Consider the following 23,865-nt stretch of genomic DNA (forward strand, 5'->3'; position numbering starts at 1 on the left):
GACGGCGGCGGCCTCGTCGACGAAGGCGAGGTGCCGCAGCACGTACGAGAGGGTCAGCCCGTCACCGGACCGGGTCGCCAGCTCGCGGGCCCGGGCGAACGCCGGGGCCGCCGCGTCCTGGTCCCCGCGGACGACCTGGTGGACGGAGCCCGCCCGGAACAGCGCCTCGCCCTCACCGCGCAGGTCGCCGAGCTGCCGGTACAACTCGGCGGCCCGCTCGAAGAGCTCCAGCTCGCGCGGATCCTCGACCCGCTCGTCGAGGAAGCGCACATGCAACGCCCGGCCACGGGCGAGCGCGAGATCCGCCTCGACGGCGTCGAGCGTCCGCTCGGCGGTCGCCAGCGCGGTGGCGTCGGCGGCGAACATCGCGTCATCGCAGAGTTTCCGGGCCCGCTCGATCCGATCGTCGGTGCCCACGGACGATGCCGTCACCTACTGGCCCACCCGTCCGTCGATGCGCTCGCGCAGCAGATCGGCGTGACCGCAGTGCCGGGCGTACTCCTCGATCATGTGCAGCAGCAGCTCGCGCAGCGAGATCTCCTCCCCGTCGGACATCCGCGCCCGGACGCCGAGATCCGCCGTCGCGGCGACCAACTCGTCCGCGAACGCGACCTCGGCCCGCCAGGTCCGCCACGCCTCCTCGACCACCGCGGGGTCCCCCACCGCGCCATCGAACGCGCCGTCGCGCTCACCCTCCGGCGAGTAGAGCCTGGGCACGTCCTGGCCGGCCATCACCCGCCGGAACCAGCTCCGCTCCACCTCGGCCAGGTGCCGCACCAGGCCGAGCAGCGACATCTTCGACGGCGGTACGGACCGCCGGGCCAGCGGCTCGGCGTCGAGGTCCGCGCACTTGAGTTCGAGGGTCAGCCGATAGTCGCGCAGGTACCCGACGAGCATCGACCGCTCGTCGTGGTAGCCGCCCTCGGAGCGCGGGTCGTCCTCGGGGCGGACGAACATGTTCGACCAGGCGAACTGGGGAGCGGGCTGGTCGGTCTCGGTGGTGGTACTCGCGTCAGCCATGCCCGGACCCTCACCCACGCTCCACCCGCCCGCAACGCATTTACCGACGAATCCGCTTACGTGACGGCGAGGCCGTGATCGCCCGCGAACGCCGCGCCCACGGGACCGATCGCCATCAGCCGACCCCCTCCTGCGGGAAGACAGACCGGATCGACGCTTCGTCGGGCAGCGGGACTCCACCGGTCAGTCCCGGAACGAGCCGATCCGCCGTCTGACGGTCGACCTCCTCGTACCTGTCGAAGTTGCGATGGTCATCGAGAAAGCGGGCGGCGAGCCCGGGGTTGTAGGTCCAGGCCCGGCGGCGGTGATCCCACACCATCGCGTGTCCGTTCATGGCCTCCACCACGAAGAGCCCCGCCGGCTCGCCACGCTGTTCACTGCGGTAGAGCACGTAATACGTCAACATTGGCTTCCCCCAACCGACCGTACAGCTCCTGTGGGATCGGGAAGTCCTCCGCGATGAGCCCGTACTCGCGAACGACGTCAGCGAAGGTACGCCCTTCCGCCCGGAGTTCCGTCAGATACCGCTGCCACACGACGCTGTTCACCGAAATCCACTTGGCGAACGTCGCGTCCTTCGCAGGGAACCGCAGCGACAGCTCTCGTGGAACGTCGTCCGGCATCCCGTGCGCCCGGTTGATCGCCAGCATCCGCAGGAAGGCCTCGACGCGCTGCGACGGCGACTCGTCGAGGCGACGAAGACGTTCGTAGGAGTGGTGGGTCTCAAGCCACGCCGTTCGGGAGGCCTCACTGTGCAGTTGCAGCTCGAAGAGCTGCCCGCCCGGGGACCTCACCGTGCAGTTGAAACCGTAGAAGCGATTACCCGTGCGCCAGAAGTTCTTGCAGTCGACGTCCTGCACCGCGAAGCCGGCTGCCCTGAGTTCGGCCAGCACACCTTCGACCGCCGCCCGGTACCGCTCGCCATCGGGCGCGACGAACGCGAACCGCAACACGTCGTTTATCTGCCGTCCGAAGTCCTCGACCGGGATACCCACCGCGGCAGCCTCGTCCAGGAACTTACGGGCCAGGGATGCCGGGCTCTTGACCCGGAACTCCTGATCTCGAAGCTCAACGGGCCGCTCCAGCTGCAACCTCTCCGTCACCCGCTGCCCGATCGCGGCCAGCTCGCTCTGCACGCGGTCGGCCTCCGCCTCCGCACGCTCGACCAGACCGTCGAGCGTCGACGCCTCGTCCGGCGACAAGCCGTTCCGTAAGTGTCCGAACCTGTCAGCAGCCGCCGCGCCGGGGAGGAACGGATCATGCGCCTGGCTCGCGGAGGCATCCGACTCCCAGAGCAGGTGGACGTGGTTGAAATCCGGCACGTCGTCCACCGTGTCGTGCGGGGTCGGTGGTGGCGCAGGAGGTCGTGGCGGATCAGGACGCTCCAACGGGTCGGGCAGAGCGCTGAAGTCGCCCGGCGGTCGACCGGCCAGCGGCATCGGGCGGCCGTCCCGGCCCAGGACCAGCGCATCGATCCCGACCACATTCGCCTGAGCCGACATGCCGCTGTGCGTGTAGAGCGGACGGTCCCAGACGTACCCGTTCTGCGGGTCGAGGTAGAGCACCGACCCGTTCTGGTTCAGCGCCACCCACGCGTGCGAGCCGCCACCCTCCCAGCTGGTGATCAGGAACGCGTAGCTGCCGTGCCCACCCGTGAGCAACTGCTCATGGAAATCGCGATACCCACGCTCGACCGTCTGCCGCATCGCGAACGGGCTCGTCACGACCGGCACCCCGCACAGGTTCTGGAAGCGCCCGCCGGTGCTTTCCTCGACCCGTCGCGGCCCGTCCGCCTCGCCGCCCACCGGACGGCGGACGTCCCCCTCCAGGTAGCTGTCGAAGGTACGTGGGGCGGAGACCCGGGGCCGGCCGTGCACCCACGTGTCGTAGAGCGCCAGCGTGCAGTCCAGGCAGTTGATGGCCCGGGTGGCGTCCGCCTGCGGGCCGCCGTCGTTCGCCAACTGGAACCAGCCGCCGTGCCGGGGGTCGGCGGTCCGGGTCACGCTGCCGTCCGGGTTGCGCGGCATCTGCCGTTCCAGGTCGGTCTGGTGCAGCGCGAGCGGTGGGCGAAGCCCGCCCCGGACGCCGTACCTCCGTGAGCGGTCGATCGGCGGTGGGCCGTCGTCGCCGGTGAGTCCCGACCGATCGGACGTCTCGACCGAACCGGGTGCGAGGTCGGCGACGTCGTCGTTGATCCGGTAGAAGTCCGCGTCTTCGTCGACTGTCACGTGGTCCGGCGCGACCGATCCGGCAAGCACTTCCCGCGCCCGCTCCCGCAGGTCGTAGCTCTCCTTGCTGGCCTCGAACGCCGCACGATGCCACCGCTGCGCGGCAAGGTCGTGGCCGGTCCGGCGCAGTTCCAACGCCTGGGCCGCCCAGTCGCTGGCCCGTTCCTCGTGCTCGTCGGCCCGCTCGCGGAGCCAGTCAGCCGCTTCCCGACGCCGGTTGTCCTCGTGCCACTCCCGCTGCGCCTCGAAGTAGCTCTGGTAGCGGCGTCTATCCAGGCCTTCACGGTCGGCAGCTCGTTGGGCAGCGAGCTGCTCCGGAGTCCTGGGGCGGGGAGGCAGCGAATCGAACGGTCCGGGAAGGACCTGCGGGGCGTCGTCGGTCGGCCGGGCCGGCCCGGGTGCCAACGCCTCCAGCAGCGGAAATCGCGGTGACGGCGACGGGCCTGGGCCTGAGGTCGGCGGACCCACGTCCCGACCTGGCGGGTGGGGCCCGGTGACGTGGGTGGGTCGCGAGGCGGCGGTCGGCACGGGCTGCGGGGGCGCGGCGCCAGCCGAGGAGCCGACAACCCTCGTATCGCTGCCGCCGGTGCGAGACGGCTCGGTACCCACCGGCCTCGCCCCGTCCGTCACCGGCTGCGGCCCTGGTGCCTGCGCCGCTGCAGGCGAAAGAGCGGCGGTGACGGGGGCCTGATTCAGGCCCGCGAATGGCTCCGTCGTCGCCGCGGATCGCGGCGGGGCGTTGTCGACGTTCGCCGTCAGGTGCGCCGGACCTGCCTCGACGGACGCCGAGACCGAAGGCGCCAGGCTCGGGCCGACGGCGGTCGAGGAGAGGGTCGGTGTCGCCCCCGCCTCGATGCTCACGGACGAGTGCGCCACGGCGACCGAGGCGGACGTGGCAGACGCCGGATGCGGGCCGGGAGGACGAAAGGCGTCCTGGACGGCCGGCGCGTCGGCCAATGGCGTCCCGACCGTCGCGGCAGAGAGCGGTCCGGACATCTGCGAGAAGACCGGTTCGCTGCCCTGGCCGGTGCCGCCCGCCGGTGTCGCGGCGGGTCGCGGCGCGCTCTCGGCGGACGTGTCCGGCCCTGATGAGTCCGGGCCGGGCGCGAGGGCAGCCGTACCGCTGAGGTCGATCGGCGGCAGGGCGCTGCCGGCCAGTGCGGCCATCCGCCCGTCCAGTCGGTGGTGCAAGGCGGTGTCCGCCTGGCCGGTCGCCGAGCCGCTGGCCCCGGAGACGGCCGCCCGCGCCAGGTCCTCCACCGACGCTCCCTGCCCGGTGACCAGGCCGGCGGCACCCTCGGCCAGGGTCTCACCGGTCATCTCACGGCCGAAGTGCTCGCCGATCTCGGCGAGCCGCCCGTTCGCATGCCGACCCAGACCGGCGAGGGGCGCCACCGCGCCGCCGGCGAAGCCACCGACCGCAGACATGCCGACGTCCGCGACGTCCAGGCCGTGCCGACGACCGGTGGAGTTCTGGTACGCCTGGGTGGCGACGCTGACGCCGGCCTCCTGCCCGGCCTCGGCGAGCCCACTGAGCGCGGCACGGCGGGCCAGCCCGCGTACGCCGCTCTTGGCGACCTCCTTCGCGACCCGCTCGCTGGCCTCCTTCAGGCCCTCCTTCAGGGCCTTGCGGGCGAGCTGGGTCATGAGCCGCTTGAAGATCTGCTGCACGGCCATTCGGGTGGTGGTGATCGCGACTCCGGCCGCGGGCGAGGCGGCGCCGGCGGTGAGGACCGCCGCGACCGCCAGCGAGAGCAGCTCGACGACCAGGATGCCCAACTCGATCCAGACTTCGAGCTTGGCGCCCTCGATGTCGCAGCCGCACGACTCGACCAGGTGCCCCAGCTCACCGGTGACCGCGAGCAGGACGGGCAGCAACGCCTCGTCGCCGTCGGCCACCCGCCGCCACGCGGTGTCGAAGGCCTCGGCCACCGCGCCGATGCCGCCGTAGCCGCTGCGCACCTCGGAGGCCGCCGAGGTCGCGTCGTCCCGCGGGCCGGCCAGGACGGCGGCGACGCCGTACCACTGGTCGGCGAGATCCCAGACGGCACGCTCGTTGCCCTCGGGCCACTCCACCCCGACGACCCAGTCCAGTGCCTCGTAGATCCAGCCGGGCAGGTCCCAGGGGCAGTAGTCGAGCGGGTGCGGGATCGGGCTGGGCAGCATGCTCACGCGCGGATCCTCCGGAGGTCAGCGCCGGTGCCGGTGCGGGAACTGGTGCTGATCGGGGATACGGCCGAGCTGGCGCGCGTTCGCCTCGTCGGTCTCCACGGTCGCGGCGACGGATCGGGTGACGTCGGCGCCGAGCCCCTCCAGAGAGCGTCCGACCATCTCCCAGGCGCGCAGCAGCGTCTCCTCGTAGCGGCGGTACTGCTTCTCGAACGCCGCGCCGATGTCGTCTCGACCCCACGGCCGCTCGGCGCTCGCGCCCGCGATCGCCCCGCCCACCTGCCGCCGGGAGGCGCCGACCGCCTCGCCCGCGAGCGTCAGGTCCGCTCCGCCGCGTCGGGCGCGGTCAGGATCCAGCCAGAGCTGCCCGTCGGTCACGGCTGTCACTCTCCACGCTGGAGGACGGCGTCGGCGCGGCCCAGCAGAGCGTCGAAGTTCTTGGTACGGAGGACCTCCAGCGACGGCGAGCCGGCCGGCAGGTAGCCGGCGACCAGCTCCTGGGTCGCGGCGACGGCTGCTGCGGAGGCCCGGTGGACCGTCGTGGTGATCTTCCGACCCAACGCCCGGGCGTCGCGATCGTGAAAGACCGAGGGGTCGACCTCCACCCTGATCACCTCGCCCCGCGCGCCGACGGTCGCGGTCACCTGCCCGTCGTCGGAGCGCTCGGTCACCCGCAGCTCGGCGAGCTTGACCTGGAGTTCGTCCAATCCGGACCGAAGTCGCTGGTACTGGCCGTACACCTCGTCGAAGCGCGCCCGCAGCGCGCGGTTGGCGTTTCGGTCCACACTCTCGGCCAACGCCCCCCCCGTCACCGTCGGTAGGGCTGACCATACCGGGTGCCACGGAATCCGTGGGGTCCGGTAATTTCAGGCCGTGATCGAGCGTCAGCAAGCCGAGCAACTGGCCGCAGTGTGGGCACAGCGGGACTCCGAACGCCTGGGATTTCGGTGCACGCCGGTGGTCGAGGAGTTCGACCTGGGCTACCTCATCACCTCGCAGGTCGCCCCAGAGGCGCGCGCGCTCCCCGGCGACCTGCCGACGACCATCGTCGACAAGCAGACCGGGGACGTCTCCACCTGGCCGCGCCTGCCGTTCCCGGCGGTCGAGCAGATGTACCGGCAGCGTCGACCGCCCGAACCGCGCGCTCCCCGCACGGTCGATCCGACCGCCCAGTTGCTACGCGAAATCACCCGACTGCCCACGCCGGGCGCCGCAGCTCATCTGACCCTCGACGGAAAGACCTGGATCGGGCGCGGCGCCAAGGGGGACGTGGAGCTGCGGCACCACCCGCTGGTCCAGGCTTATCTCGACGAGCTGCCGCCCGGGCACCTCGTCCGGGGCGGCGAGCGGCACGCCGAGATGATCGTCATCTCCGATGTGCTGCACGAGCAGGACCACCGCCGCGTGGCCGACGGGCTTCCGCCCCTGACCATGGCCGACGTTGAAAGCCTGCTGGGCAGCGCTCGGATCGAGTTCTTCCGGATCCGCGAGCCCGACGACCCGGCCGCCGGACCGGCGGAACTTCCCTGTGACTCGTGCATCAACTTCCTGGTTCGATTCAACGCGATTCCCTGGTCCGATCTTGCCTACACCCAGGTGAAGCGCCCTGATCCTCAGGTTGACCCGGACCCGGGGCGCTTTCCCACGGAGGTCGCCGACGCGTTGGTGATCGCGGGCTGGCGACCCCACTTCGGTGACGAAGTGCTTGCCGCCGCATCCATTCGGCAGGTGACTGCCGTGACGGGCAGACACCATTCCCACCAGGTGTTTCCGGCCGTAATGCCAACCATCACGGCGTTCCCCGGGCTGGTCGGCTGGCGTAGAGGGTCAGGGGAACAGGTCTGGATCTCGCGTTTCAACATCCGTCCCCGCCATACGGCCCACACCGCCGACACCCTGGCCGATTTCGGGGCGGTCCTCGGCGTAGGGCTCTTTCCGCTGGGCACCGAACGCGGTGAGAGCATCATCGCCGTCGACGAGCATGGCCGGATCTTCGCTCTCGACCAGGCCGGCGAGTGGTTCCTCGGCCCGGACATCGACGCCGCCCTGACCACCCTGCTGCTCGGCCGGGCCCCCGCCCGGATAGGCGACGACGGCACCTGGTGAGGCACCCCTGCGGCCCGGCACGCCCGGTGCTGCTGGGTGCTGCGCAGCCACCAGGGCAATCTAGCCGAGCTGGCGGGCCGCGTCCTGGTAGAACGACACCGCCTCGGAGAGTGGTATGGCCTTGCGGGACACGGCAGAGAGGTCCTTGCCCTCCTTCGTGAAAGGCGGCGGCCAGGCACTGATCCCCTGGTCGAGGGCGAGGGCCATGATCTCCTCCTCCCATCCGGGCCAGCGCAGGTTGTCGTAGAAGCTGGTCAGCGACCCGGCGATGACGGCGTACAGCCAGTCGGCGTACCCCTGCTCCAGGTCGAGCCAACCCAGGTCGTCCGGGCCGAAGTAGTGGACGGTCGGCCGCGCGCCGGGTTGCGCATGTACCCAGGCGAACTGGCCGCCCATCACGTCGTAGCCGATGACGACGAGGCCACGGCCGGGGTCGGACTCGCTGTACACGTCCGGGAGGCCGCGGTGTCCGCTGCCGAGTATGCGCAGCCAACCGTGGTCGATCAGAAGACCCCCGGTGTTGGCGACGACCGCGCCGAGCCACGACCGGGCCGTGATCTCCAGGGCCGTCAGGCAGGCGGACGCCCGCGACGGGTCGGCCGGCAGCACCTCGACCGGGTAGGGAGCCGCCGCAACGGCCGCCGCGACCTCGGGCCACGCGGACTGATCCATCGGCTCAGCCTGCCAGGCGCTGAACGCAGCCACCGGCACCACCCCCGGTCCGCCGATCCCGCGGGTCCGGGAAGCAAGGCAACAGGGGGTCGGCAGGGTTGGAGGTGGCGAGCCGGTCGTCGCTGGCCGAGCCTTCTGCCTGCACGCCCGAGGGTCCGTCCGGTCAGATCCGGCGCAGCCGGAGCCGTGGCCGCTCGCCGGCCAGGTGACGCTGCTTGTGCTGGCGAACCTGCTCGTCCCAGACCTCCTGGTCGTGGTCAGGGTCGGGCGGGATCCACCGGTGCGACCCGTCGCTGTAGTGGAACTTCTCGTCGCCGGGCCGGATAACGCTCACCGCACCCACCCGACGAAGCGCTGGTACAGGCCACCGGCCGGCACCCACACCAGGTCCTCGGCCGCCCACACCAGGTAGGCACCCATGTAGAGCGCCAGCGAGACGGGCGCCTGCGCGAACTCCGCCCGCAGCTCCCGCTTACGGGGGGCGCATGGCCAAGGCGCACCGCAGCCACCACAGGTCCAGATCGGCAGCACCGGCCCGTGCGTGGTCACCGACGCCCGCCGAGGAAGCGCGCGGTGCTCGACCGCGCCTGCCGGCTGGTCGCCCATTCCACCTGCCAACAGGGGTACGGAGACAGCCGCGACCACCAGGCGAGGCACCCGGCGCACAGGCCGTCCAACCCTCGGACGTGCACGGCGAGGATCACCCGTTCCGGCTCCTCCCCTCCGCCGGCCAGTGCCCACGGCTGATCGGAATCCGGTGCCGGGACCGGCAGGGCAGCTCCGCACCGCACCGGCAGACCCGCCGCCATCTGCGCCAGCACCAGACCGGCCGGTGCCGCCGGGCCAGGGTCATCGCCACCGCGATCAGGTACTCCTCGTATGAGACGCGCCGCATCAGGGCGTCGCCCGGGTCGTGCGCGAACCTCCATGCCTGCCACTCCTCGGTCGCCTGGTCGGACGCCCGGCGCCGGGCCGGCCTGTGCCGTGTCCGCTCGGTCATCGGGTCTCCCGCCGACTCGCCATGACGGTGCCGCGGGTGCCCGCCGGCACGGGGGATCCGAGCGCAGCACCCACGGCGGGGCATCCGGCCGCCAAGCTCAGTAGCCCCACCTGCAACTTAAGGTACAATGTATCTAGAGGCAAGCCCGGCGCACATTGTGTTGTGAGTTGCGCGTGTCGTGTGGTCTGCTTGTCCCAGCCGCCAAGCTGGGAGCACCACCGTGTCTGAGCCTGCATACCTTCAGGTCGCTCGGGACATTCGCGAGCAGATCAAGTCCGGGCAGCTGAAGCCGGGCGACAAGCTGCCGTCGTTCAACGCCCTCTGCGAGCACTACAAGGTCAGCGGCACGGTCATCAGGACGTCCATGATCCTGCTGAAGGCCGAAGGCGTCCTCGACGGCAAGCAGGGCAAGGGCGTGTACGTGATGAGCCCGGCGAGCGGGTCATGACCATGCCGCCGGCCGCGTGCGTCCAGCCAGCGGGGGATGAACCATGATGTCGGTAAACGCCGAGCGGACGGATGTGACCCGAGCTAGCTGAGGACGACCTGTTCGTCCCCGAAGTCCGCGACGATCTGCAGCTTGCCACCAAGGCCAGCCACGTATCGGGCGATGGTTCCGAACTCAGTGGTCGACAGCTCACCCTTTTCGATGGCCGAGACCCGAGCCTGGGAGACCTCCATCCGGCCGGCCAGCTCGGTCTGGCTCACGCCATGACGTTCGCGCACCTCCTTGAGGCGCTCGGCGCGCACCTCGCCGAGCATCCGCTCGGCGTGCTCGGCGACCTTGGCCTCGTCCAGGTTCATGCGGGAGCGAGTGTCCCGCCAACTGCGTGCCATCAGCGTTGCCCCTTCAACTTCCGCAGGTGTTCGGCGAACAGCTTGTCGGCCTCAAGGATGTTGGTCTCGTACCAGCCCTTCCAGTTGCCGGCTTTGTTTCCCGCGACCAGCAGGATGGCTGCCCGATTCGGATCGAAGGCGAACAAGATGCGGATCTCGGTGCTCCCGACCGATCCTGGCCGGAGTTCCTTCATGTTTTTGTAGTCCGAGCCCTTGACGCGGTCCACCAACGGCCGTCCCAAGGTCGGGCCCTCCCGAGCAAGGATGTCAATGGCAGCCGCCACCTGGTTCGCGGTATCAGGGTCTTCCTTGCTCAGTCGGACTAGCCACTCGTCAACCTCATCAGTCAGGTCGATCTGCCACTCACCACACCTGAACTATAGCGCGGTTACAACTCCTGCGTTATAGGATTGCCGAGCCGCATTCGGGCGCTGCCAGCAGGACGATCGCTACAGCGCCACCCCGGTCAGGACCAGGACGCGCGGCTCGGTGTAGTCGTCCATCGCGCTGCGCAGCCCTTCCCGCCCGACGCCGGAACCCTTCACCCCGCCGTACGGCATCTGGTCCGCCCGGTACGACGGCACGTCCCCCACGATCACGCCGCCGACCTCCAGCTCGCGGGAGGCGGCGAAGGCGACGTCGAGGCGATGGGTGAACACCCCCGCCTGCAACCCGTACGCGGAATCGTTGACGGCGGCGAACGCGGCCTGGTCGCTCTCGACCTGCCCGACCACCAGCACCGGCCCGAACACCTCTTCGGCGAGCACCTTCGCGTCCGCCGGCACCCCGGACAGCACGGTCGGCGGGTAGGTCGCGCCCTCCCGCCGCCCGCCCACCTCGATGGTGGCCCCGGCGGCAACGGCCTCGTCGACCCACGCCTCCACACGACGCGCGGCGTCCTCGGAGACCAACGGGCCGACGTCGGTCAGCGGATTCGACGGGTCACCCGTCCGCAGTTCCTGCACCGAGGCGATCAGCCGGGGCAGGAAACCGTCGTACAGCCATTCGTGCACGTAGACCCGCTGCACCGCGATGCAGGACTGCCCGGCCTGGTAGTTGGAGAACGTCGCGATCCGGTGTGCGGCGAAGGTCAGGTCCTCGTCCGACGCCCAGTCCTCGCAGATCACCGCCGCCGCGTTGCCGCCGAGTTCCAGGGTCACGTGCTTCTCCGGCACGGACCGCCGGATGGCCGCGCCGACCGGCCCGGAGCCGGTGAACGAGACCACCGGCAGCCGCGGGTCGGCGACCAGCTCGGCGGCGCGCTCGTTGGGCAGCGGCAGCACCGAGAACATCCCCTCGGGCAGGTCGGTCTCGGCCAGGATCTCGCCGAGCAGCAGCGCGGACAGCGGGGTGGCCGGGGCCGGCTTGACGATGATCGGGGCGCCGACGGCGATGGCCGGGGCGACCTTGTGGGCGACCAGGTTGAGCGGGAAGTTGAACGGCGCGATGCCCAGCACCGGCCCCTTCGGCACCCGCCGGACCAGGGCGATCCGCCCGTTGGCCGCCGGGTCGGTGTCCAGGCGCTGCAGCTCGCCGGAGAATCGCCGGGCCTCCTCGGCCGCCCAGCGGAACGTCGACACCGCCCGACCCACCTCGGCCTTGGCCCACTTGACCGGCTTGCCGTTCTCGGCGGTGATCAGCGCCGCGACCTCGTCGGCCCGCTCGGCGAGCCGCCGGGAGACGTGGTCCAGGGCCGCCGCGCGGACGTGCGCGGGCAGGGCCGCGGCGGCCGCGGCCACCCCGGCCGCTGCCGCGACGGCGGCTTCGACCTGGTCGGCCGTGGCAAGGGTGGTACGGCCCACCGCCCGGCCGTCGTACGGGTGGGTGACGGTCAGCTCGCCCTCGCCGTGAGCGGGGCGGCCGGCGACGAAGAAGGCTCTCGGCTCCACGTCCGGCAGCGTAGACGACGCAGCGTCACGCGGAAACAGTTGCCCTAGGCCTTGTGGGCCGCGAATTCAGTAGCGAAGATGGCAGTCAGATTGCGATAACCTCCGCTGACTTCACCCTCGGCCATCCCTCGGAGACTTCTGATGAGCGACCAGCAGCAGCTGCGCAACTTCGTCAACGGCGAGTACGTCGACCCGGTGGACGGCGGGTACGCCGATCTGATCGACCCCTGCACCGGGGAGGTCTTCGCCCAGGCGCCGATCTCCGGCGCGGCGGACGTGGATGCGGCCATGAAGGCCGCCGCCACCGCCTTCGAGAGCTGGCGGGACACCACCCCCGGCGAGCGGCAGAAGGCCATGCTCAAGCTCGCCGACGCGGTGGAGGCCCGGGCGGCCGAGCTGGTCGACGCGGAGGTACGCAACACCGGCAAGCCCCGCCAGCTCACCGCCGACGAGGAGCTGCCGCCGGCGGTGGACCAGTTCCGCTTCTTCGCCGGCGCCGCCCGCCTCCTGGAGGGCCGCTCGGCCGGCGAGTACATGGCCGGCCACACCTCGTACGTGCGGCGGGAGCCGATCGGCGTCTGCGCCCAGGTGACGCCCTGGAACTACCCGCTGATGATGGCGGTCTGGAAGATCGCCCCGGCCCTGGCTGCAGGCAACACGGTGGTGCTGAAGCCGTCGGACACCACGCCGGTGTCGACGCTGCTGCTGGCCGAGATCGCGTCCGAGTTCTTCCCGCCGGGCGTGTTCAACGTGGTCTGCGGCGACCGGGACACCGGTCGTACCCTCGTCTCGCACCCGACCCCGCAGCTGGTGTCGATCACCGGCTCGACCCGCGCGGGCATGGAGGTCGCCTCCGCCGCCGCCCCCGACCTGAAGCGGACCCACCTGGAGCTCGGCGGCAAGGCCCCGGTGGTGCTCTTCGACGACGCGGACGTTGCGGCGGCGGCCGAGGCGATCGCGGTCGGCGGCTACTTCAACGCCGGCCAGGACTGCACCGCCGCGACCCGGGTGCTCGCCGGCCCCGGCATCTACGACGACTTCGTCGCCGCTCTCGCCGAGCAGGCCCGCAACACGAAGACCGGCGCGCCGGACGACGAGGACGTGCTCTACGGCCCGCTGAACAACGCCAACCAGCTCGCCCGGGTGCGCGGCTTCGTGGACCGGCTGCCGGACCACGCGACCGTCGAGGCCGGCGGCGCGCAGCTCGGCGAGCGCGGCTACTTCTACTCCCCCACCGTGGTCTCCGGGGTCCGTCAGGCCGACGAGATCATCCGGGACGAGGTGTTCGGGCCGGTCATCACGGTGCAGCGCTTCTCCGACGAGGACGAGGCGGTGCGCTGGGCCAACGGCGTCGACTACGGCCTGTCCGCCTCGGTCTGGACCAGGGACCACGGCCGGGCGATGCGGATGACCCGCCGGCTCGACTTCGGCTGCGTCTGGGTGAACACCCACATCCCGTTCGTCTCCGAGATGCCGCACGGCGGCTTCAAGCACTCCGGGCACGGCAAGGACCTCTCGGTCTACAGCCTGGAGGACTACACCCGGATCAAGCACGTCATGCACAACATCGAGGGCTGACCATGACTTCTTCTGACGAGCTGCACAAGCGGCGCGGTGCCGCCGTCGCCAGGGGCGTCGGCAGCACCATCTCGTCCTACGTCGACCACGCCGGGGGCGGCACCATCACCGACGTCGACGGCCGGGAGTGGATCGACTTCGCCGCCGGCATCGCGGTCGCCAACGTGGGCAACTCCGCGCCGCGCGTGGTCGAGGCGGTGAAGGCCCAGGTCGAGCGCTTCACCCACACCTGCTTCATGGTCGCCCCGTACGAGTCGTACGTGGCGGTCTGCGAGCAGCTCAACGCGCTGACCCCGGGCGACTTCGAGAAGCGCTCGGCGCTGTTCAACTCCGGCGCCGAGGCGGTGGAGAACGCCGTCAAGATCGCCCGGCATGCCACCGGGCGGCCGGCGGTGGTGGTCTTCGACCACGCGTACCACGGCCGGACCAACCTGACCATGGCGCTGACCGCGAAGAACATGCCGTACAAGCACCGGTTCGGACCGTTCGCCGGGGAGATCTACCGGGTGCCGATGACGTACCCGCTGCGCGACGGCGGCCTGTCCGGGGCGGAGGCGGCGGCGCGCGCGGTGGAGATGATCGAGAAGCAGGTCGGGGCGGAGAACGTCGCGGCGCTGCTGATCGAGCCGATCCAGGGCGAGGGCGGTTTCGTCGTACCGGCCGAGGGGTTCCTGCCGGCGCTGCGCGAGTGGGCGACGGCGGCCGGGGTGGTCTTCGTCGCCGACGAGATCCAGACCGGGTTCTGCCGGACCGGGGACTGGTTCGCCTGCCAGCACGAGGGCGTCGAGCCGGACCTGATCACCCTGGCCAAGGGCATCGCCGGCGGCCTGCCCCTGGCGGCGGTGACCGGGCGGGCGGAGCTGATGGACGCGGTGCACGTCGGCGGCCTCGGCGGCACGTACGGCGGCAACCCGATCGCCTGCGCCGCCGCGCTGGCCTCGATCGAGACCATGCACGAGCTGGACCTGGCCGCCGCGGCCAGGCGGATCGAGCAGGTGATGGGTGACCGGCTGCGCGCCATCGCCGCCCGTGACCCCCGGATCGCCGAGGTACGCGGCCGCGGCGCGATGCTCGCCGTGGAACTGGTGCAGCCCGGCACCCTGACCCCGGACCCGGCCGCCGCCGCAGCGGTCTCGGCGGCCTGCCACGCCGCCGGCCTGCTCACCCTCACCTGCGGCACGTACGGCAACGTGCTGCGCTTCCTGCCCCCGCTGGTCATCTCCGACGACGAGCTGGCCCGGGGACTGGACATCCTGGACGCCGCCTTCGGCTGATCCTTGCCGCTGCCGCCACCGGAACCCGTCACTCGAAAGAGGGGCGGGTTTCGTCGTTCCGTCGGCGTACATCCTGTCTTATAGTCTTACTGTCGTAGGACAACAGGAAGGGCCATCTCGGGTGATCGAGTTCGTGCTGGACGGCCGGTCCAAGGTGAACACGTACGTGCAGCTGGTCCAGCAGGTCAAGCAGTCCCTGCGGGTGGGCCTGCTGACGCCCGGTGACCAGTTGCCGAAGGTCCGCGACGTCGCGCAGTCACTGGCGATCAACCCGAACACGGTGCTGAAGGCGTACCGCGAGCTGGAGATCGAGGGCCTGGTCGAGGGACGCCCCGGGGTGGGCACGTTCGTCCGGCGCACCCTCGCCGGCACATCTCTGCCCGAGCAGGCCGAGCTGCGCGAAGAGCTGGTGGCCTGGCTGCACCGGGCGCGGGCCGCCGGGCTCACCCACGAAGACGTCACCGCCCTGGTCGAGACCACCATGCGGGCCGCGCTGGCCGCCGAGGCACCGCGCGCCGAGCCCGCCTCAGCAGGATGAGAGGACACCGAATGGACATCGCGCTGGAGGCCGACCAGCTCGGCAAGCGGTACGGGAGAACCTGGGCGCTGCGGGACTGCTCGCTGCGCCTTCCCGCCGGGCGTATCGCCGCCCTCGTCGGCCCCAACGGCGCCGGCAAGAGCACGCTGCTGCACCTGGCGGTGGGCCTGCTACGGCCCGACGCCGGCGCGGTGCGGATCTTCGGCGAGTCGCCGTACGACAACCCGCCGGTCCTGCCCGAGATCGGCTTCGTCGCCCAGGACACCCCGCTGTACCGGGACTTCACCGCGGCGGAACTGGTGCACCTCGGCGGCCGGATGAACAAGCGCTGGGACTCGGCGCTCGCCCGCAACCGGCTGGCTCAGCTCGGCATCCCGCCCAAGCTGCCGGTCGGCAAGCTCTCCGGCGGTCAACGTGCCCAGGTCGCGTTGGCGCTCGCGCTGGCGAAACGGCCCCGGCTGCTGCTGCTCGACGAACCCGTCGCCAGCCTGGACCCGTTGGCTCGCAGGGAGTTCCTGCAGTCGCTGATGGGCAGCGTCGCCGAGTCCGAGACCACGGTGCTGCTCTCCTCGCACCTGCTGGCCGACCTGGAGCGGGTCTGCGACTACCTGATCGTGCTGCACGCCGGTCGGGTGCAGCTCGTCGGCGCCGTCGACGACCTGGTCGCCGGGCACCGCCAGTTGGTCGGGCCCCGGCACGGCGGCGATCCGATTCCAGGGGTCACGGCCGTGGTCCGGGCCAGCCACACCGCCCGTCAGTCCACCCTGCTGGTGCGCACGGACGGCTCGATCAACGATCCCTCATGGACGACCCGCGAGGTCGGCCTGGAGGACATCGTCCTTGCCTATCTGGCCGACGGCGACACGGCGACCAGTCACACCGAGTGGGGAGTGCCGGCATGATCTGGCTGGCCTGGCGGCAACACCGCAGACAACTTCTGTTCACCCTCATCGGGTTCGCGGTACTCGCCGCCCTGATGATCCCGATCGGCCTGTCGATGCGGCACACGTTCGCCGACCTCGGGCTGTCGGATTGTGTTCGCGAGGTGGCCCGCGCCGACGTCGCCCCGGCGACCGCGGAGCGCTGCGAGGCCGCATTCCACCGGTTCACAAACCGGTACGGCAGTCTGAATCTCGTGGCCGTCCTGCTGCTCGTCCTGCCGATGCTCGTCGGCCTGTTCTGGGGCGCCCCGCTGGTCGCCCGCGAGGTGGAGCACGGCACGCACCGGTTCGTCTGGACCCAGAGCGTCGGCCGGACCCACTGGGCGCTGGTGAAGTTCGGGTTGGTCGTCGCGGTAACGGCGGTCGCCGCGGTCTGCTACGGGCTGGGCATGTCCTGGTGGGTCAGCCCGCTGACCCAGGCCGCACGACAGGGTCGACTCGGCTTCATCGTCTTCGACCTGCAAGGGATCGCCCCGATCGGCTACACCCTCTTCGCCGTGGCGCTCGGCATCTTCGCCGGCACCCTCGGGCGCCGGATGCTGCCCGCCATGACCGTCACCCTCGTCGGGTTCATCGGCGTCCGCGCGGGGGTGGCGCTCCTGGCCAGACCTCACTACCAGCCCGCCCGCACGCTCACCTCTCCGGTGGAGGGGACCGGAGCGATGACGAGGGGCCGTGGCGACTGGATCCTCTCCAGCGGTGTCCGCAACGCCGACGGAAAGATGGTGGCGCCCGACGCTCAGATCGCGTGTCCGCCGGATGGTCGGGGGCGGGGAGGCGGTGCGTGTGGCGCCGACCTCGGCCTCGGGCCCGGCGCCTACAACTGGCAGCTCTACCAGCCGGCGGGCCGGTTCTGGCTGTTCCAGGGCATCGAGACCGGCATCTTCGTCGCCCTCGCCGCGCTCCTGCTCTACCTGGCCGTCCGCCGCCTCCGTCGCATCGCCTGACGACCGCCAGCGCTCCTCGGTGGATCACCATGGGTGCCACGGCACCCCGGAGACACCCATGGTGTTCCACCGACCGCCCGGGCCGGGGCGCCGTCACGTCGGCGGGCGCCTCGGCACCAAGCGGCAACCGTGCGACGGCGTGGTCAGCGGAGCAGCTCCACCACGTTGCGACGGACCAGGTTCTTGCCCGGCTCACGGATCAGTTCCATCGCGGCGGCGTTGAGCAGCACGCAACTGCCCGACGGGCCGGTCACCGCCACCGTCACCACCTTTCCGTTGTCCAGGTTGGTCACCCGCAGCCGGGTACCGACCGGGAACCGTCCGCTGGTCGCGGCGGGCGCGCCGCCCTCCGCGGAGAACGTGATCGCCCCGGTGCAGACGCTCTGCCCGGCCGGTGCGCTCACCCCGCCGCCGGGCCCGGCGGCACCGGGCTGCGCATTGCCCGGCCGGGTCTGGCCGCCGGCCTGCGCGGCGCCGCCCGGCCGCGCCGGCCCGCCGGACGGGGCCCCGCCACCACCGTCCAGGCGCTCCACCAGGTTGCGCCGGATGACGTTCTTGCCCGGCTCCCGGACCAGGTCCATCGCCGCCGCGTTGAGCAGCACACAGCTGCCCGACGGGCCGGTCACCGACACCGTCGCCGCCTTGCCGTTGTCCAGGTTCGTCACCCGCAACCGGGTGCCGACCGGAAACCGGTCGCTGGTCGCCGCGGGCGCCCCGCCCTCGGCCGAGAAGGTGACCGACCCCTGGCAGGCGCTCTGCCCGGCGGGGGTGGTGTCGGCGAAGCCGAACCCGGTCCCGACCGCCACCACCGCCGCCGCGACCGCCGCCACCCCGGCCGCCAATACATGCTTCCGCTGCACCCTCACCGCATCTCCCGCCGTCCGATGTTCTCTGACGGCTGCGGGTACGGGCTGGGAGCGCTGCCGGGATCAGCGATACCGGCCGGAAGTTACCTGATTCACTGTGGCCGGCGGATGCCCAGGGTGCTCTGCTTCGGCAGCAACCCGGACGCCACCACCGCTCCGGTCAGCGGCGCCACGAGCTGGGCGAGCCGGCCGGCGGCCGGGCCGAGGGCCCGCCAGGGGGCGGCGGCCAGCTCGTCCGTACGCCGCTCCACCTCGTCGCGGAGCCGGCGCCCGGCGTCGGTGGCCAGGCCGGCGGCGTCCACCAGGCCCCGCGCGGCGAGCCGGTCCCGGGCGGCGGCCCACTCCTCGTCGGTCCAGCGTCGGCTGGCGAAGACCTCGACCGGCGCGGCGCCCACGGCGGCGAAGGAGACCAGCGCCTCGGTCGGGTCGAGGCCGGCGGTGAGCAGCGCGGCCACGTGCCCGTCGCCGCGGTGCTCGCGGAGAATGGTGGCGGCCTGCCAGAGCACCAGGTGCGGGGCTTCCGGCCAGGGCAGGTCGGCGTTGGCAGCGGCCAGCGGACGCCCGGCCAGGTCGGCGGCCTCGGCGGCGCGGCGGGCCAGCGCGGCGGCCTCGGCCAGCTCGGGCGAGTCGACCCGGTCGCCGAGCAGGGCACGCAGCGCCCGGTCCACCCCGGACAATCGCGCGTCGAGGACCTTCGCCGGGTCGGCGACGGACCAGACCGCCGGGACGTACTCGGCGACCATGCGGGGGCTGAAGCTGTAGTAGGTGGCCGTCACCAGCTGGGGGCCGGCCGCGCCCAGCGGGGCGGAGCGCAGGGCGAAGTAGCCCGGCCAGCGCTCGTCCGTGGCCAGCCCGAGGGCCGCGGCCTCCTCGGTGAGTTCCGGCGCGAAGTAGACCAGCGCGTGCATCGGCTCGATCAGCTGCCACATCTGCCGCACCATCGTGGGTTCCATCCCGACCTCCCCGATCAACTCATCTTGTCGTCGTCAAGTTTGCGCAGCGGGCGCGAACTTGTCAATGTAAAGTTTCCGGGAGAGGCGTGGGCCCGGCATGGACCGGGCCCACGCGAAGACGTCAGATGTCGTTGTGCCAGCCGCGGTTGATCTCACCGGCGGGCCGTGGCTCGCCCTTGGCCACCACCCGCCAGAAGCGGTCCGGCTCGGCGTGGTCGCGCAGCGAGACCTCGGAGCCGACCCGTACCCGGCGGTCGTCGCGTACCCAGGCCACCAGGTGGCGGTCGTCGCTGACCAGCTGGAGCTGCACCATCATCCGTTCCCGCGCCCCGACCATCACGACCGCCCTTCCCGTGCCACCACGCCGCCGCGCCCTGCGGGGCGGGACACAGCATGAAGGGGTGTCGATCGATCGGGCAACCGGTATTGGCGATCAGGGGTGAGGTGGGTCACCATGGGCGCGAGGAGGTCGCCGATGGCTGACCCGTGGCTCGCCCTGGAATTCGGTGCCGATCCGGCCGAGCGGATCGCGCAGGTCGGCGCCGCCCACGAAGCGTTCCTCACCGCCGGCACCACACCCGTCCGGGTCCGCGACGTCGTCCGGCGGTCGTGGGAACGCTCCGCGTTGCTCGACCCCGAGGCCACCGCCCCGGTCGATCTCGCCGACGACGCGCTGGAGAGCTACCGGGCCGCCCACCCGCTCGCCCGGGTGCTGCCGCTCTTCCGTGACCTGCTCGGCGGCATCGCCCAGGACGGCGCGCACCTGATGGCGGTCTGCGACGCGTACGGGCGGCTGCTCTGGGTGGAGGGGCATCCGGGGGTGCTCCGGCACGCCGAGCGGATGAACTTCATCCCCGGCGCCCGCTGGGACGAGGCGCACGCCGGCACCAACGCCCCCGGCACCGCCCTCGCCGTCGACCACAGTGTGCAGATCTTCGCCACCGAGCACTTCGTCCGGCCGGTGCAGCGCTGGACCTGCGCCGCCGCCCCGATCCACGACCCGACCACCGGGCGGCTGCTCGGCGCGGTCGACATCACCGGCGGCGACCACCTGGCCAACCCGCAGAGCCTCGCCCTGGTCCGGGCCACCGCCCGGGCCGCCGAGGCGTTCCTCGCCCAGCCCCTCGACCCGGACGTCGTCACCGTCAGCGCGCTCGGCCGCGACGAGGCGGAGCTGCGGGTCAACGGTCGCCGGATCCGGCTCGGCCGGCGGCACACCGAGCTGCTGGTGCTGCTCCTCGACCACCCCGAGGGGCGCACCGGCGAGCAGCTCGGCCTCGACCTCTACGGCGACGACCGGCGGCACCCGGTCACCCTGCGCGCCGAACTGTCCCGGCTTCGCCGGGCGCTCGGCCCGGAACTGCTCGACTCCCGCCCGTACCGGCTGCGCGGGACCGTGCGCGCCGACTTCCGTACCGTCACCGAACTGCTCGACCGGGGCGACCAGGCGGGGGCGCTCCAGGCGTACGGCGGCCCGTTGCTGCCCGGGTCGGACGCGCCGGGAGTGACGCGACTGCGCCGGCTGATCGACGGGCAGCTCCGCGCGGCCGTGCTGGCCACCGCGGACCCGGCGCTGCTCGCGACCTGGACCGCGACGCCGGCCGGGGCCGACGACCTGACCGCGTGGCAGGCCCTGGCGCGGGCGTTGCCGCCGGGCGCGCCGCGCCGGCCGCTCGCCGTCGCGCGGATCCGCCAACTCTCCACGGAGTACGACCTCCAGCGCGCAACGTTGCTGCAACGTCCCCGTAACTAACCTCGCCGGCGTCACCCCACCCGGACGGCGGAGGTTCCCATGACGCGCTACGACGCGCCCACCCACTGGCAGTCCCGTTACGACCACTTCATCGGCGGCGAGTACGTCGCGCCGCACCACGGCCGGTACTTCGAGAACCCCAGCCCGGTCACCGGGCAGACCTTCTGCGAGGTGGCCCGGGGCACCGCCGAGGACGTCGAGAAGGCGCTCGACGCGGCACACGGCGCCGCCGACGCCTGGGGACGCACCTCGGTCGCCGAACGGTCGCTGATCCTCAACAAGATCGCCGACCGGATGCAGGAGAACCTGGAGTCCCTCGCCATCGCCGAGACGTGGGAGAACGGCAAGCCGGTACGCGAGACCCTGGCCGCCGACATCCCCCTGGCCATCGACCACTTCCGCTACTTCGCCGGGGCGATCCGGGCCCAGGAAGGCTCCCTCGGCGAGATCGACGACGACACCGTGGCGTACCACTTCCACGAGCCGCTCGGCGTGGTCGCGCAGATCATCCCGTGGAACTTCCCGATCCTGATGGCCACCTGGAAGCTCGCGCCCGCGCTCGCTGCCGGCAACGCGGTGGTGCTCAAGCCCGCCGAGCAGACCCCGGCGTCCATCCACTACTGGCTCTCGCTGGTCGCCGACCTGCTGCCGCCGGGCGTGCTCAACATCGTCAACGGCTTCGGCGTCGAGGCGGGCAAGCCCCTGGCCTCCTCGCCCCGGGTGGCGAAGGTGGCGTTCACCGGCGAGACCACCACCGGGCGGCTGATCATGCAGTACGCCAGCGAGAACATCAAGCCGGTCACCCTGGAACTGGGCGGCAAGAGCCCGAACATCTTCTTCGACGACGTCAGCGCCGCATCAGACGACTTCCTGGACAAGGCCCTCGAGGGCTTCACCATGTTCGCCCTCAACCAGGGCGAGGTCTGCACCTGCCCGTCCCGGGCGCTGATCCAGCAGGGGCACTACAGCGACTTCCTCGCCGCCGCCGTCGAGCGGACGAAGGCCGTCGTGCAGGGGCACCCGCTCGACACCGACACGATGATCGGGGCGCAGGCCTCCAACGACCAGCTGGAGAAGATCCTCTCCTACCTGGACATCGGGCGGCAGGAGGGCGCCCGGGTACTGACTGGTGGATCACGGGCCGATCTGGGCGGCGACTTGTCGGGCGGGTACTACGTCGAGCCAACCATCTTCGAGGGCGACAACTCGATGCGGATCTTCCAGGAGGAGATCTTCGGCCCGGTGGTGTCGGTGACCTCCTTCGCCGACCTCGACGACGCCGTGAAGATCGCCAACGACACGCTCTATGGGCTCGGCGCGGGGGTGTGGAGCCGGGACATGAACACCGCGTACCGGGCCGGCCGGGCCATCCAGGCCGGTCGGGTCTGGACGAACTGCTACCACGCGTACCCGGCGCACGCCGCGTTTGGCGGGTACAAGCAGTCCGGCATCGGCCGGGAGAACCACAAGATGATGCTGGAGCACTACCAGCAGACCAAGAACCTGCTGGTCAGCTACTCCACCAAGAAGCTCGGCTTCTTCTGATGGGCGCCGTTTCCGACGGTGCCGCGGTGCCCGGTTCGCCGGGCGCCGCGGCACCGCCGCCCGTCTCCGTGACCCCCACCGCGGCCGAGCTGATCCGGTCGTTGCGGGGGCGGCACGGGCCGCTGATGTTCCACCAGTCCGGCGGCTGCTGCGACGGCAGCGCCCCGATGTGCTACCTGGCCGGCGAGTTCCGCACCGGCGGCTCCGACGTCCTCCTCGCCGCGCTGGCGGTCGAGGGCGTACCCGAACCCGTCGACTTCTGGATGTCGAAGTCCCAGTGGGACCTCTGGAAACACACGAGGCTCACGGTCGACGTGGTCCCCGGCCGAGGCAGCGGCTTCTCCCTGGAAGCCCCCGACGGCGTCCGCTTCCTCATCCGCTCCCACCTAGCCCCCTAACCCCCCACCCCCACCCCGCCCCCGCCCCCGCACCGTCGATCATGGAGTTGTGGTTCCCGAGATGCCGGTTATAGGGCTTACCTGAGGTGCCACAACTCCATGATCGAGGGGAGCTTCAGGTGTGGAGGAGGGCGGCGACCGTGGAGAGGATGTGGCGGGGGCGGCGGTAGAGATCCGTGTCCGTGAAGTGGCGCATGCGCCAGCCGTTGGCGGCCAGCCAGTTCATGCGGGACCGGTCGTGCCGGAGACGGTCTCGGTCGAGGTGCGAGAGACCGTCGTACTCGAGGCCGATCTTGGGTTTCCGATAGCCGAGGTCCAGCCGGTAGAGCGGTACGCCATAGGAGTCGGGCACCCAGAGCTGCGGTTCTGGTGCCGGCAACCCGCCGTCGACCAGCAGCAGCCGCAACTGGCTCTCCTGTCGGCACTCCGACCGGGGGTCGGCGAGACCGATCAACTGCCGGGCCTGGCACACCCCACGCAGACCCGCGTGCCTCCGCACCTCCGTACGCAGCTCGTCCGGGTCACAGGCGCCGGAACGTAGGCACAGATCCAACAGCGGCAGGCCGTCCATCCGGCGAAGCACTCGCGCCAGGTCGACCGCGCACCGGGCGGCGGGCGCACAGGGAACACCCGCGATTTCCACGGACACCGGCACCGGGAGCACGGCTTCGTGCGCCACGACCCCTCGGATGTGCGGTACGACTGTTCCGGCGGGCACGATGACGTGCAGATCAGCGCTGGCGGCCGCGCCGAAGCCGTGGAGCTGCGCCCCGGTGTGGAAGCCGACGACGGCGCTTGAGGGCAGCCGCCGGAAGAGGGCTTGGAGCCGCATCTCCCAGTCGTCCGGCCCGCCATAGACACCCCGCGAGAGCCGAAGCACCCGTCCCGCCTCGACCCGATGCCTGATGGCCCCTCGACTCAACCCCGCGTTGCGCATGTCCGCATACCGCCCCAGGTCCCCTGCCACGCCCTGGAGCCTGCTGCCCGTACCTCACGCCCGCCGCCCATGCCCTTCCCCCCTGTGCACAACCTCCGCCCCTGTGGAAAACCCCCACCCGCCCCCCACGTCTGCTAGCCCCGCCCAAGGCAGAGCCGATCATGGAGTTGTGCCACCTAACAAAAGCCACGAAGGGTGCCGATCAGGCGCCACA

General features: G+C 71.5%; 26 protein-coding genes and 1 pseudogene. 10 read left to right on the forward strand and 17 right to left on the reverse strand.

Annotated elements, in window-relative coordinates; translation table 11 throughout:
• The 6 genes and pseudogenes from SLP03_RS28605 to SLP03_RS28630 all read right to left on the reverse strand — a co-directional run.
• Positions 1–417, reverse strand: a pseudogene (locus SLP03_RS28605) (tetratricopeptide repeat protein); the annotation flags it as partial.
• Positions 418–432: 15 nt separating this feature from the next.
• Positions 433–1,020 carry a DinB family protein gene (locus SLP03_RS28610; protein ID WP_319463756.1) on the reverse strand — a complete coding sequence of 196 codons (588 nt, stop codon included), beginning with the start codon at positions 1,018–1,020 and terminating at the stop codon, positions 433–435.
• A gap of 115 nt (positions 1,021–1,135) precedes the next feature.
• Entirely contained in the window at positions 1,136–1,411 is a 276-nt protein-coding gene (locus SLP03_RS28615) for a hypothetical protein (protein ID WP_319463757.1), read from the reverse strand.
• On the reverse strand, positions 1,395–5,414 hold the full coding sequence (locus SLP03_RS28620; protein ID WP_319463779.1) for a toxin glutamine deamidase domain-containing protein: 4,020 nt from the start codon (positions 5,412–5,414) through the stop codon (positions 1,395–1,397). The genes SLP03_RS28615 and SLP03_RS28620 overlap by 17 nt, the downstream gene beginning before the upstream one ends.
• 24 nt (positions 5,415–5,438) lie before the next feature.
• Entirely contained in the window at positions 5,439–5,795 is a 357-nt protein-coding gene (locus SLP03_RS28625; RefSeq protein WP_319463758.1) for a hypothetical protein, read from the reverse strand.
• Between the two features lie 5 nt (positions 5,796–5,800).
• Positions 5,801–6,214: a YbaB/EbfC family nucleoid-associated protein gene (locus SLP03_RS28630; RefSeq protein ID WP_319463759.1), complete on the reverse strand. Its 414-nt coding sequence runs from the start codon at positions 6,212–6,214 to the stop codon at positions 5,801–5,803.
• Positions 6,215–6,290: 76 nt separating this feature from the next.
• Between SLP03_RS28630 and SLP03_RS28635 the strand changes: the two genes are divergently transcribed.
• A complete protein-coding gene (locus SLP03_RS28635; protein WP_319463760.1) occupies positions 6,291–7,523 on the forward strand; it encodes an SUKH-3 domain-containing protein in 1,233 nt (410 codons plus the stop codon).
• 60 nt (positions 7,524–7,583) lie between these two features.
• On the opposite strand, the gene SLP03_RS28640 is transcribed toward SLP03_RS28635, so the two are convergent.
• The 4 genes from SLP03_RS28640 to SLP03_RS28655 form a co-directional block, all read right to left on the reverse strand.
• Positions 7,584–8,195 (reverse strand): DUF2625 family protein, encoded by a 612-nt coding sequence (locus tag SLP03_RS28640; protein WP_319463761.1) that lies wholly within the window; start codon positions 8,193–8,195, stop codon positions 7,584–7,586.
• A 163-nt stretch (positions 8,196–8,358) separates the two neighbouring features.
• Positions 8,359–8,529 (reverse strand): hypothetical protein, encoded by a 171-nt coding sequence (locus SLP03_RS28645; protein ID WP_319463762.1) that lies wholly within the window; start codon positions 8,527–8,529, stop codon positions 8,359–8,361.
• Entirely contained in the window at positions 8,526–8,801 is a 276-nt protein-coding gene (locus SLP03_RS28650; protein WP_319463763.1) for a hypothetical protein, read from the reverse strand. The genes SLP03_RS28645 and SLP03_RS28650 overlap by 4 nt, the downstream gene beginning before the upstream one ends.
• The gene (locus SLP03_RS28655; protein ID WP_319463780.1) at positions 8,741–9,124 is read right to left on the reverse strand and encodes a hypothetical protein; all 384 of its coding nucleotides are present in this window, start codon (positions 9,122–9,124) and stop codon (positions 8,741–8,743) included. Before SLP03_RS28655 ends, SLP03_RS28650 begins: the two co-directional genes overlap by 61 nt.
• Before the next feature lie 291 nt (positions 9,125–9,415).
• Here SLP03_RS28655 and SLP03_RS28660 point away from each other — a divergent pair, with 291 nt between their 5' ends.
• Entirely contained in the window at positions 9,416–9,643 is a 228-nt protein-coding gene (locus SLP03_RS28660) for a winged helix-turn-helix domain-containing protein (protein ID WP_319463764.1), read from the forward strand.
• Between the two features lie 83 nt (positions 9,644–9,726).
• Here SLP03_RS28660 and SLP03_RS28665 read toward each other — a convergent pair whose 3' ends face one another.
• The 3 genes from SLP03_RS28665 to SLP03_RS28675 form a co-directional block, all read right to left on the reverse strand.
• Positions 9,727–9,999, reverse strand: a complete 273-nt coding sequence (locus SLP03_RS28665) for a helix-turn-helix transcriptional regulator (RefSeq protein WP_319463765.1) — start codon at positions 9,997–9,999, stop codon at positions 9,727–9,729.
• 32 nt (positions 10,000–10,031) lie between these two features.
• Positions 10,032–10,388 carry a type II toxin-antitoxin system RelE/ParE family toxin gene (locus tag SLP03_RS28670; protein ID WP_319463781.1) on the reverse strand — a complete coding sequence of 119 codons (357 nt, stop codon included), beginning with the start codon at positions 10,386–10,388 and terminating at the stop codon, positions 10,032–10,034.
• 93 nt (positions 10,389–10,481) lie between these two features.
• Entirely contained in the window at positions 10,482–11,921 is a 1,440-nt protein-coding gene (locus SLP03_RS28675) for an aldehyde dehydrogenase family protein (protein ID WP_319463766.1), read from the reverse strand.
• 141 nt (positions 11,922–12,062) lie between these two features.
• Here SLP03_RS28675 and SLP03_RS28680 point away from each other — a divergent pair, with 141 nt between their 5' ends.
• The 5 genes from SLP03_RS28680 to SLP03_RS28700 all read left to right on the forward strand — a co-directional run bounded on the left by SLP03_RS28680 (position 12,063) and on the right by SLP03_RS28700 (position 17,199).
• Positions 12,063–13,499: a gamma-aminobutyraldehyde dehydrogenase gene (locus SLP03_RS28680; protein WP_319463767.1), complete on the forward strand. Its 1,437-nt coding sequence runs from the start codon at positions 12,063–12,065 to the stop codon at positions 13,497–13,499.
• 2 nt (positions 13,500–13,501) lie between these two features.
• The gene (gabT, locus tag SLP03_RS28685) at positions 13,502–14,773 is read left to right on the forward strand and encodes a 4-aminobutyrate--2-oxoglutarate transaminase (protein WP_319463768.1); all 1,272 of its coding nucleotides are present in this window, start codon (positions 13,502–13,504) and stop codon (positions 14,771–14,773) included.
• Between the two features lie 121 nt (positions 14,774–14,894).
• A complete protein-coding gene (locus SLP03_RS28690) occupies positions 14,895–15,311 on the forward strand; it encodes a GntR family transcriptional regulator (protein ID WP_319463769.1) in 417 nt (138 codons plus the stop codon).
• Positions 15,312–15,322: 11 nt separating this feature from the next.
• Positions 15,323–16,213 carry an ABC transporter ATP-binding protein gene (locus tag SLP03_RS28695; protein WP_319463770.1) on the forward strand — a complete coding sequence of 297 codons (891 nt, stop codon included), beginning with the start codon at positions 15,323–15,325 and terminating at the stop codon, positions 16,211–16,213.
• Positions 16,210–17,199: a transporter gene (locus SLP03_RS28700; RefSeq protein ID WP_319463771.1), complete on the forward strand. Its 990-nt coding sequence runs from the start codon at positions 16,210–16,212 to the stop codon at positions 17,197–17,199. Before SLP03_RS28695 ends, SLP03_RS28700 begins: the two co-directional genes overlap by 4 nt.
• A 143-nt stretch (positions 17,200–17,342) precedes the next feature.
• On the opposite strand, the gene SLP03_RS28705 is transcribed toward SLP03_RS28700, so the two are convergent.
• From SLP03_RS28705 to SLP03_RS28715, 3 genes are all read right to left on the reverse strand, one after another.
• Positions 17,343–18,065, reverse strand: a complete 723-nt coding sequence (locus SLP03_RS28705) for a hypothetical protein (protein ID WP_319463772.1) — start codon at positions 18,063–18,065, stop codon at positions 17,343–17,345.
• 92 nt (positions 18,066–18,157) lie between these two features.
• Positions 18,158–19,018 carry an SCO6745 family protein gene (locus SLP03_RS28710; protein ID WP_319463773.1) on the reverse strand — a complete coding sequence of 287 codons (861 nt, stop codon included), beginning with the start codon at positions 19,016–19,018 and terminating at the stop codon, positions 18,158–18,160.
• A gap of 121 nt (positions 19,019–19,139) precedes the next feature.
• Positions 19,140–19,355 (reverse strand): hypothetical protein, encoded by a 216-nt coding sequence (locus SLP03_RS28715; RefSeq protein ID WP_319463774.1) that lies wholly within the window; start codon positions 19,353–19,355, stop codon positions 19,140–19,142.
• A gap of 138 nt (positions 19,356–19,493) precedes the next feature.
• Between SLP03_RS28715 and SLP03_RS28720 the strand changes: the two genes are divergently transcribed.
• From SLP03_RS28720 to SLP03_RS28730, 3 genes are read left to right on the forward strand one after another with little or no spacing between them, the layout of a single operon-like run.
• Positions 19,494–20,771 (forward strand): GAF domain-containing protein, encoded by a 1,278-nt coding sequence (locus tag SLP03_RS28720; RefSeq protein WP_319463775.1) that lies wholly within the window; start codon positions 19,494–19,496, stop codon positions 20,769–20,771.
• 39 nt (positions 20,772–20,810) lie between these two features.
• Complete coding sequence (gene adh, locus SLP03_RS28725; RefSeq protein ID WP_319463776.1) at positions 20,811–22,316, forward strand: aldehyde dehydrogenase; 1,506 nt, start codon at positions 20,811–20,813, stop codon at positions 22,314–22,316.
• A complete protein-coding gene (locus SLP03_RS28730) occupies positions 22,316–22,714 on the forward strand; it encodes a DUF779 domain-containing protein (RefSeq protein ID WP_319463777.1) in 399 nt (132 codons plus the stop codon). Before adh ends, SLP03_RS28730 begins: the two co-directional genes overlap by 1 nt.
• A gap of 115 nt (positions 22,715–22,829) precedes the next feature.
• Here the strand turns inward: SLP03_RS28730 and SLP03_RS28735 are convergent, their stop codons facing one another.
• Positions 22,830–23,651, reverse strand: a complete 822-nt coding sequence (locus tag SLP03_RS28735) for a hypothetical protein (RefSeq protein ID WP_413644761.1) — start codon at positions 23,649–23,651, stop codon at positions 22,830–22,832.
• Positions 23,652–23,865 lie beyond the last annotated feature (214 nt).

The sequence above is a fragment of the Micromonospora sp. RTP1Z1 genome (assembly GCF_033804685.1).
Lineage (GTDB): Bacteria > Actinomycetota > Actinomycetes > Mycobacteriales > Micromonosporaceae > Micromonospora.

Bases quoted from the DNA above. Each gene is read 5' to 3' on its own strand.
- SLP03_RS28650 (WP_319463763.1), bottom strand. From the start codon at position 8,801: ATGGGCGACCAGCCGGCAGGCGCGGTCGAGCACCGCGCGCTTCCTCGG.
- SLP03_RS28715 (WP_319463774.1), bottom strand. From the start codon at position 19,355: ATGGTCGGGGCGCGGGAACGGATGATGGTGCAGCTCCAGCTGGTCAGC.
- SLP03_RS28700 (WP_319463771.1), top strand. From the start codon at position 16,210: ATGATCTGGCTGGCCTGGCGGCAACACCGCAGACAACTTCTGTTCACC.
- SLP03_RS28655 (WP_319463780.1), bottom strand. From the start codon at position 9,124: ATGGAGGTTCGCGCACGACCCGGGCGACGCCCTGATGCGGCGCGTCTC.
- SLP03_RS28610 (WP_319463756.1), bottom strand. From the start codon at position 1,020: ATGGCTGACGCGAGTACCACCACCGAGACCGACCAGCCCGCTCCCCAG.
- adh (WP_319463776.1), top strand. From the start codon at position 20,811: ATGACGCGCTACGACGCGCCCACCCACTGGCAGTCCCGTTACGACCAC.
- SLP03_RS28680 (WP_319463767.1), top strand. From the start codon at position 12,063: ATGAGCGACCAGCAGCAGCTGCGCAACTTCGTCAACGGCGAGTACGTC.
- SLP03_RS28695 (WP_319463770.1), top strand. From the start codon at position 15,323: ATGGACATCGCGCTGGAGGCCGACCAGCTCGGCAAGCGGTACGGGAGA.
- SLP03_RS28620 (WP_319463779.1), bottom strand. From the start codon at position 5,414: ATGCTGCCCAGCCCGATCCCGCACCCGCTCGACTACTGCCCCTGGGAC.
- SLP03_RS28730 (WP_319463777.1), top strand. From the start codon at position 22,316: ATGGGCGCCGTTTCCGACGGTGCCGCGGTGCCCGGTTCGCCGGGCGCC.
- SLP03_RS28720 (WP_319463775.1), top strand. From the start codon at position 19,494: ATGGCTGACCCGTGGCTCGCCCTGGAATTCGGTGCCGATCCGGCCGAG.
- SLP03_RS28665 (WP_319463765.1), bottom strand. From the start codon at position 9,999: ATGAACCTGGACGAGGCCAAGGTCGCCGAGCACGCCGAGCGGATGCTC.
- SLP03_RS28735 (WP_413644761.1), bottom strand. From the start codon at position 23,651: ATGCGCAACGCGGGGTTGAGTCGAGGGGCCATCAGGCATCGGGTCGAG.
- SLP03_RS28640 (WP_319463761.1), bottom strand. From the start codon at position 8,195: ATGGATCAGTCCGCGTGGCCCGAGGTCGCGGCGGCCGTTGCGGCGGCT.
- gabT (WP_319463768.1), top strand. From the start codon at position 13,502: ATGACTTCTTCTGACGAGCTGCACAAGCGGCGCGGTGCCGCCGTCGCC.
- SLP03_RS28710 (WP_319463773.1), bottom strand. From the start codon at position 19,018: ATGGAACCCACGATGGTGCGGCAGATGTGGCAGCTGATCGAGCCGATG.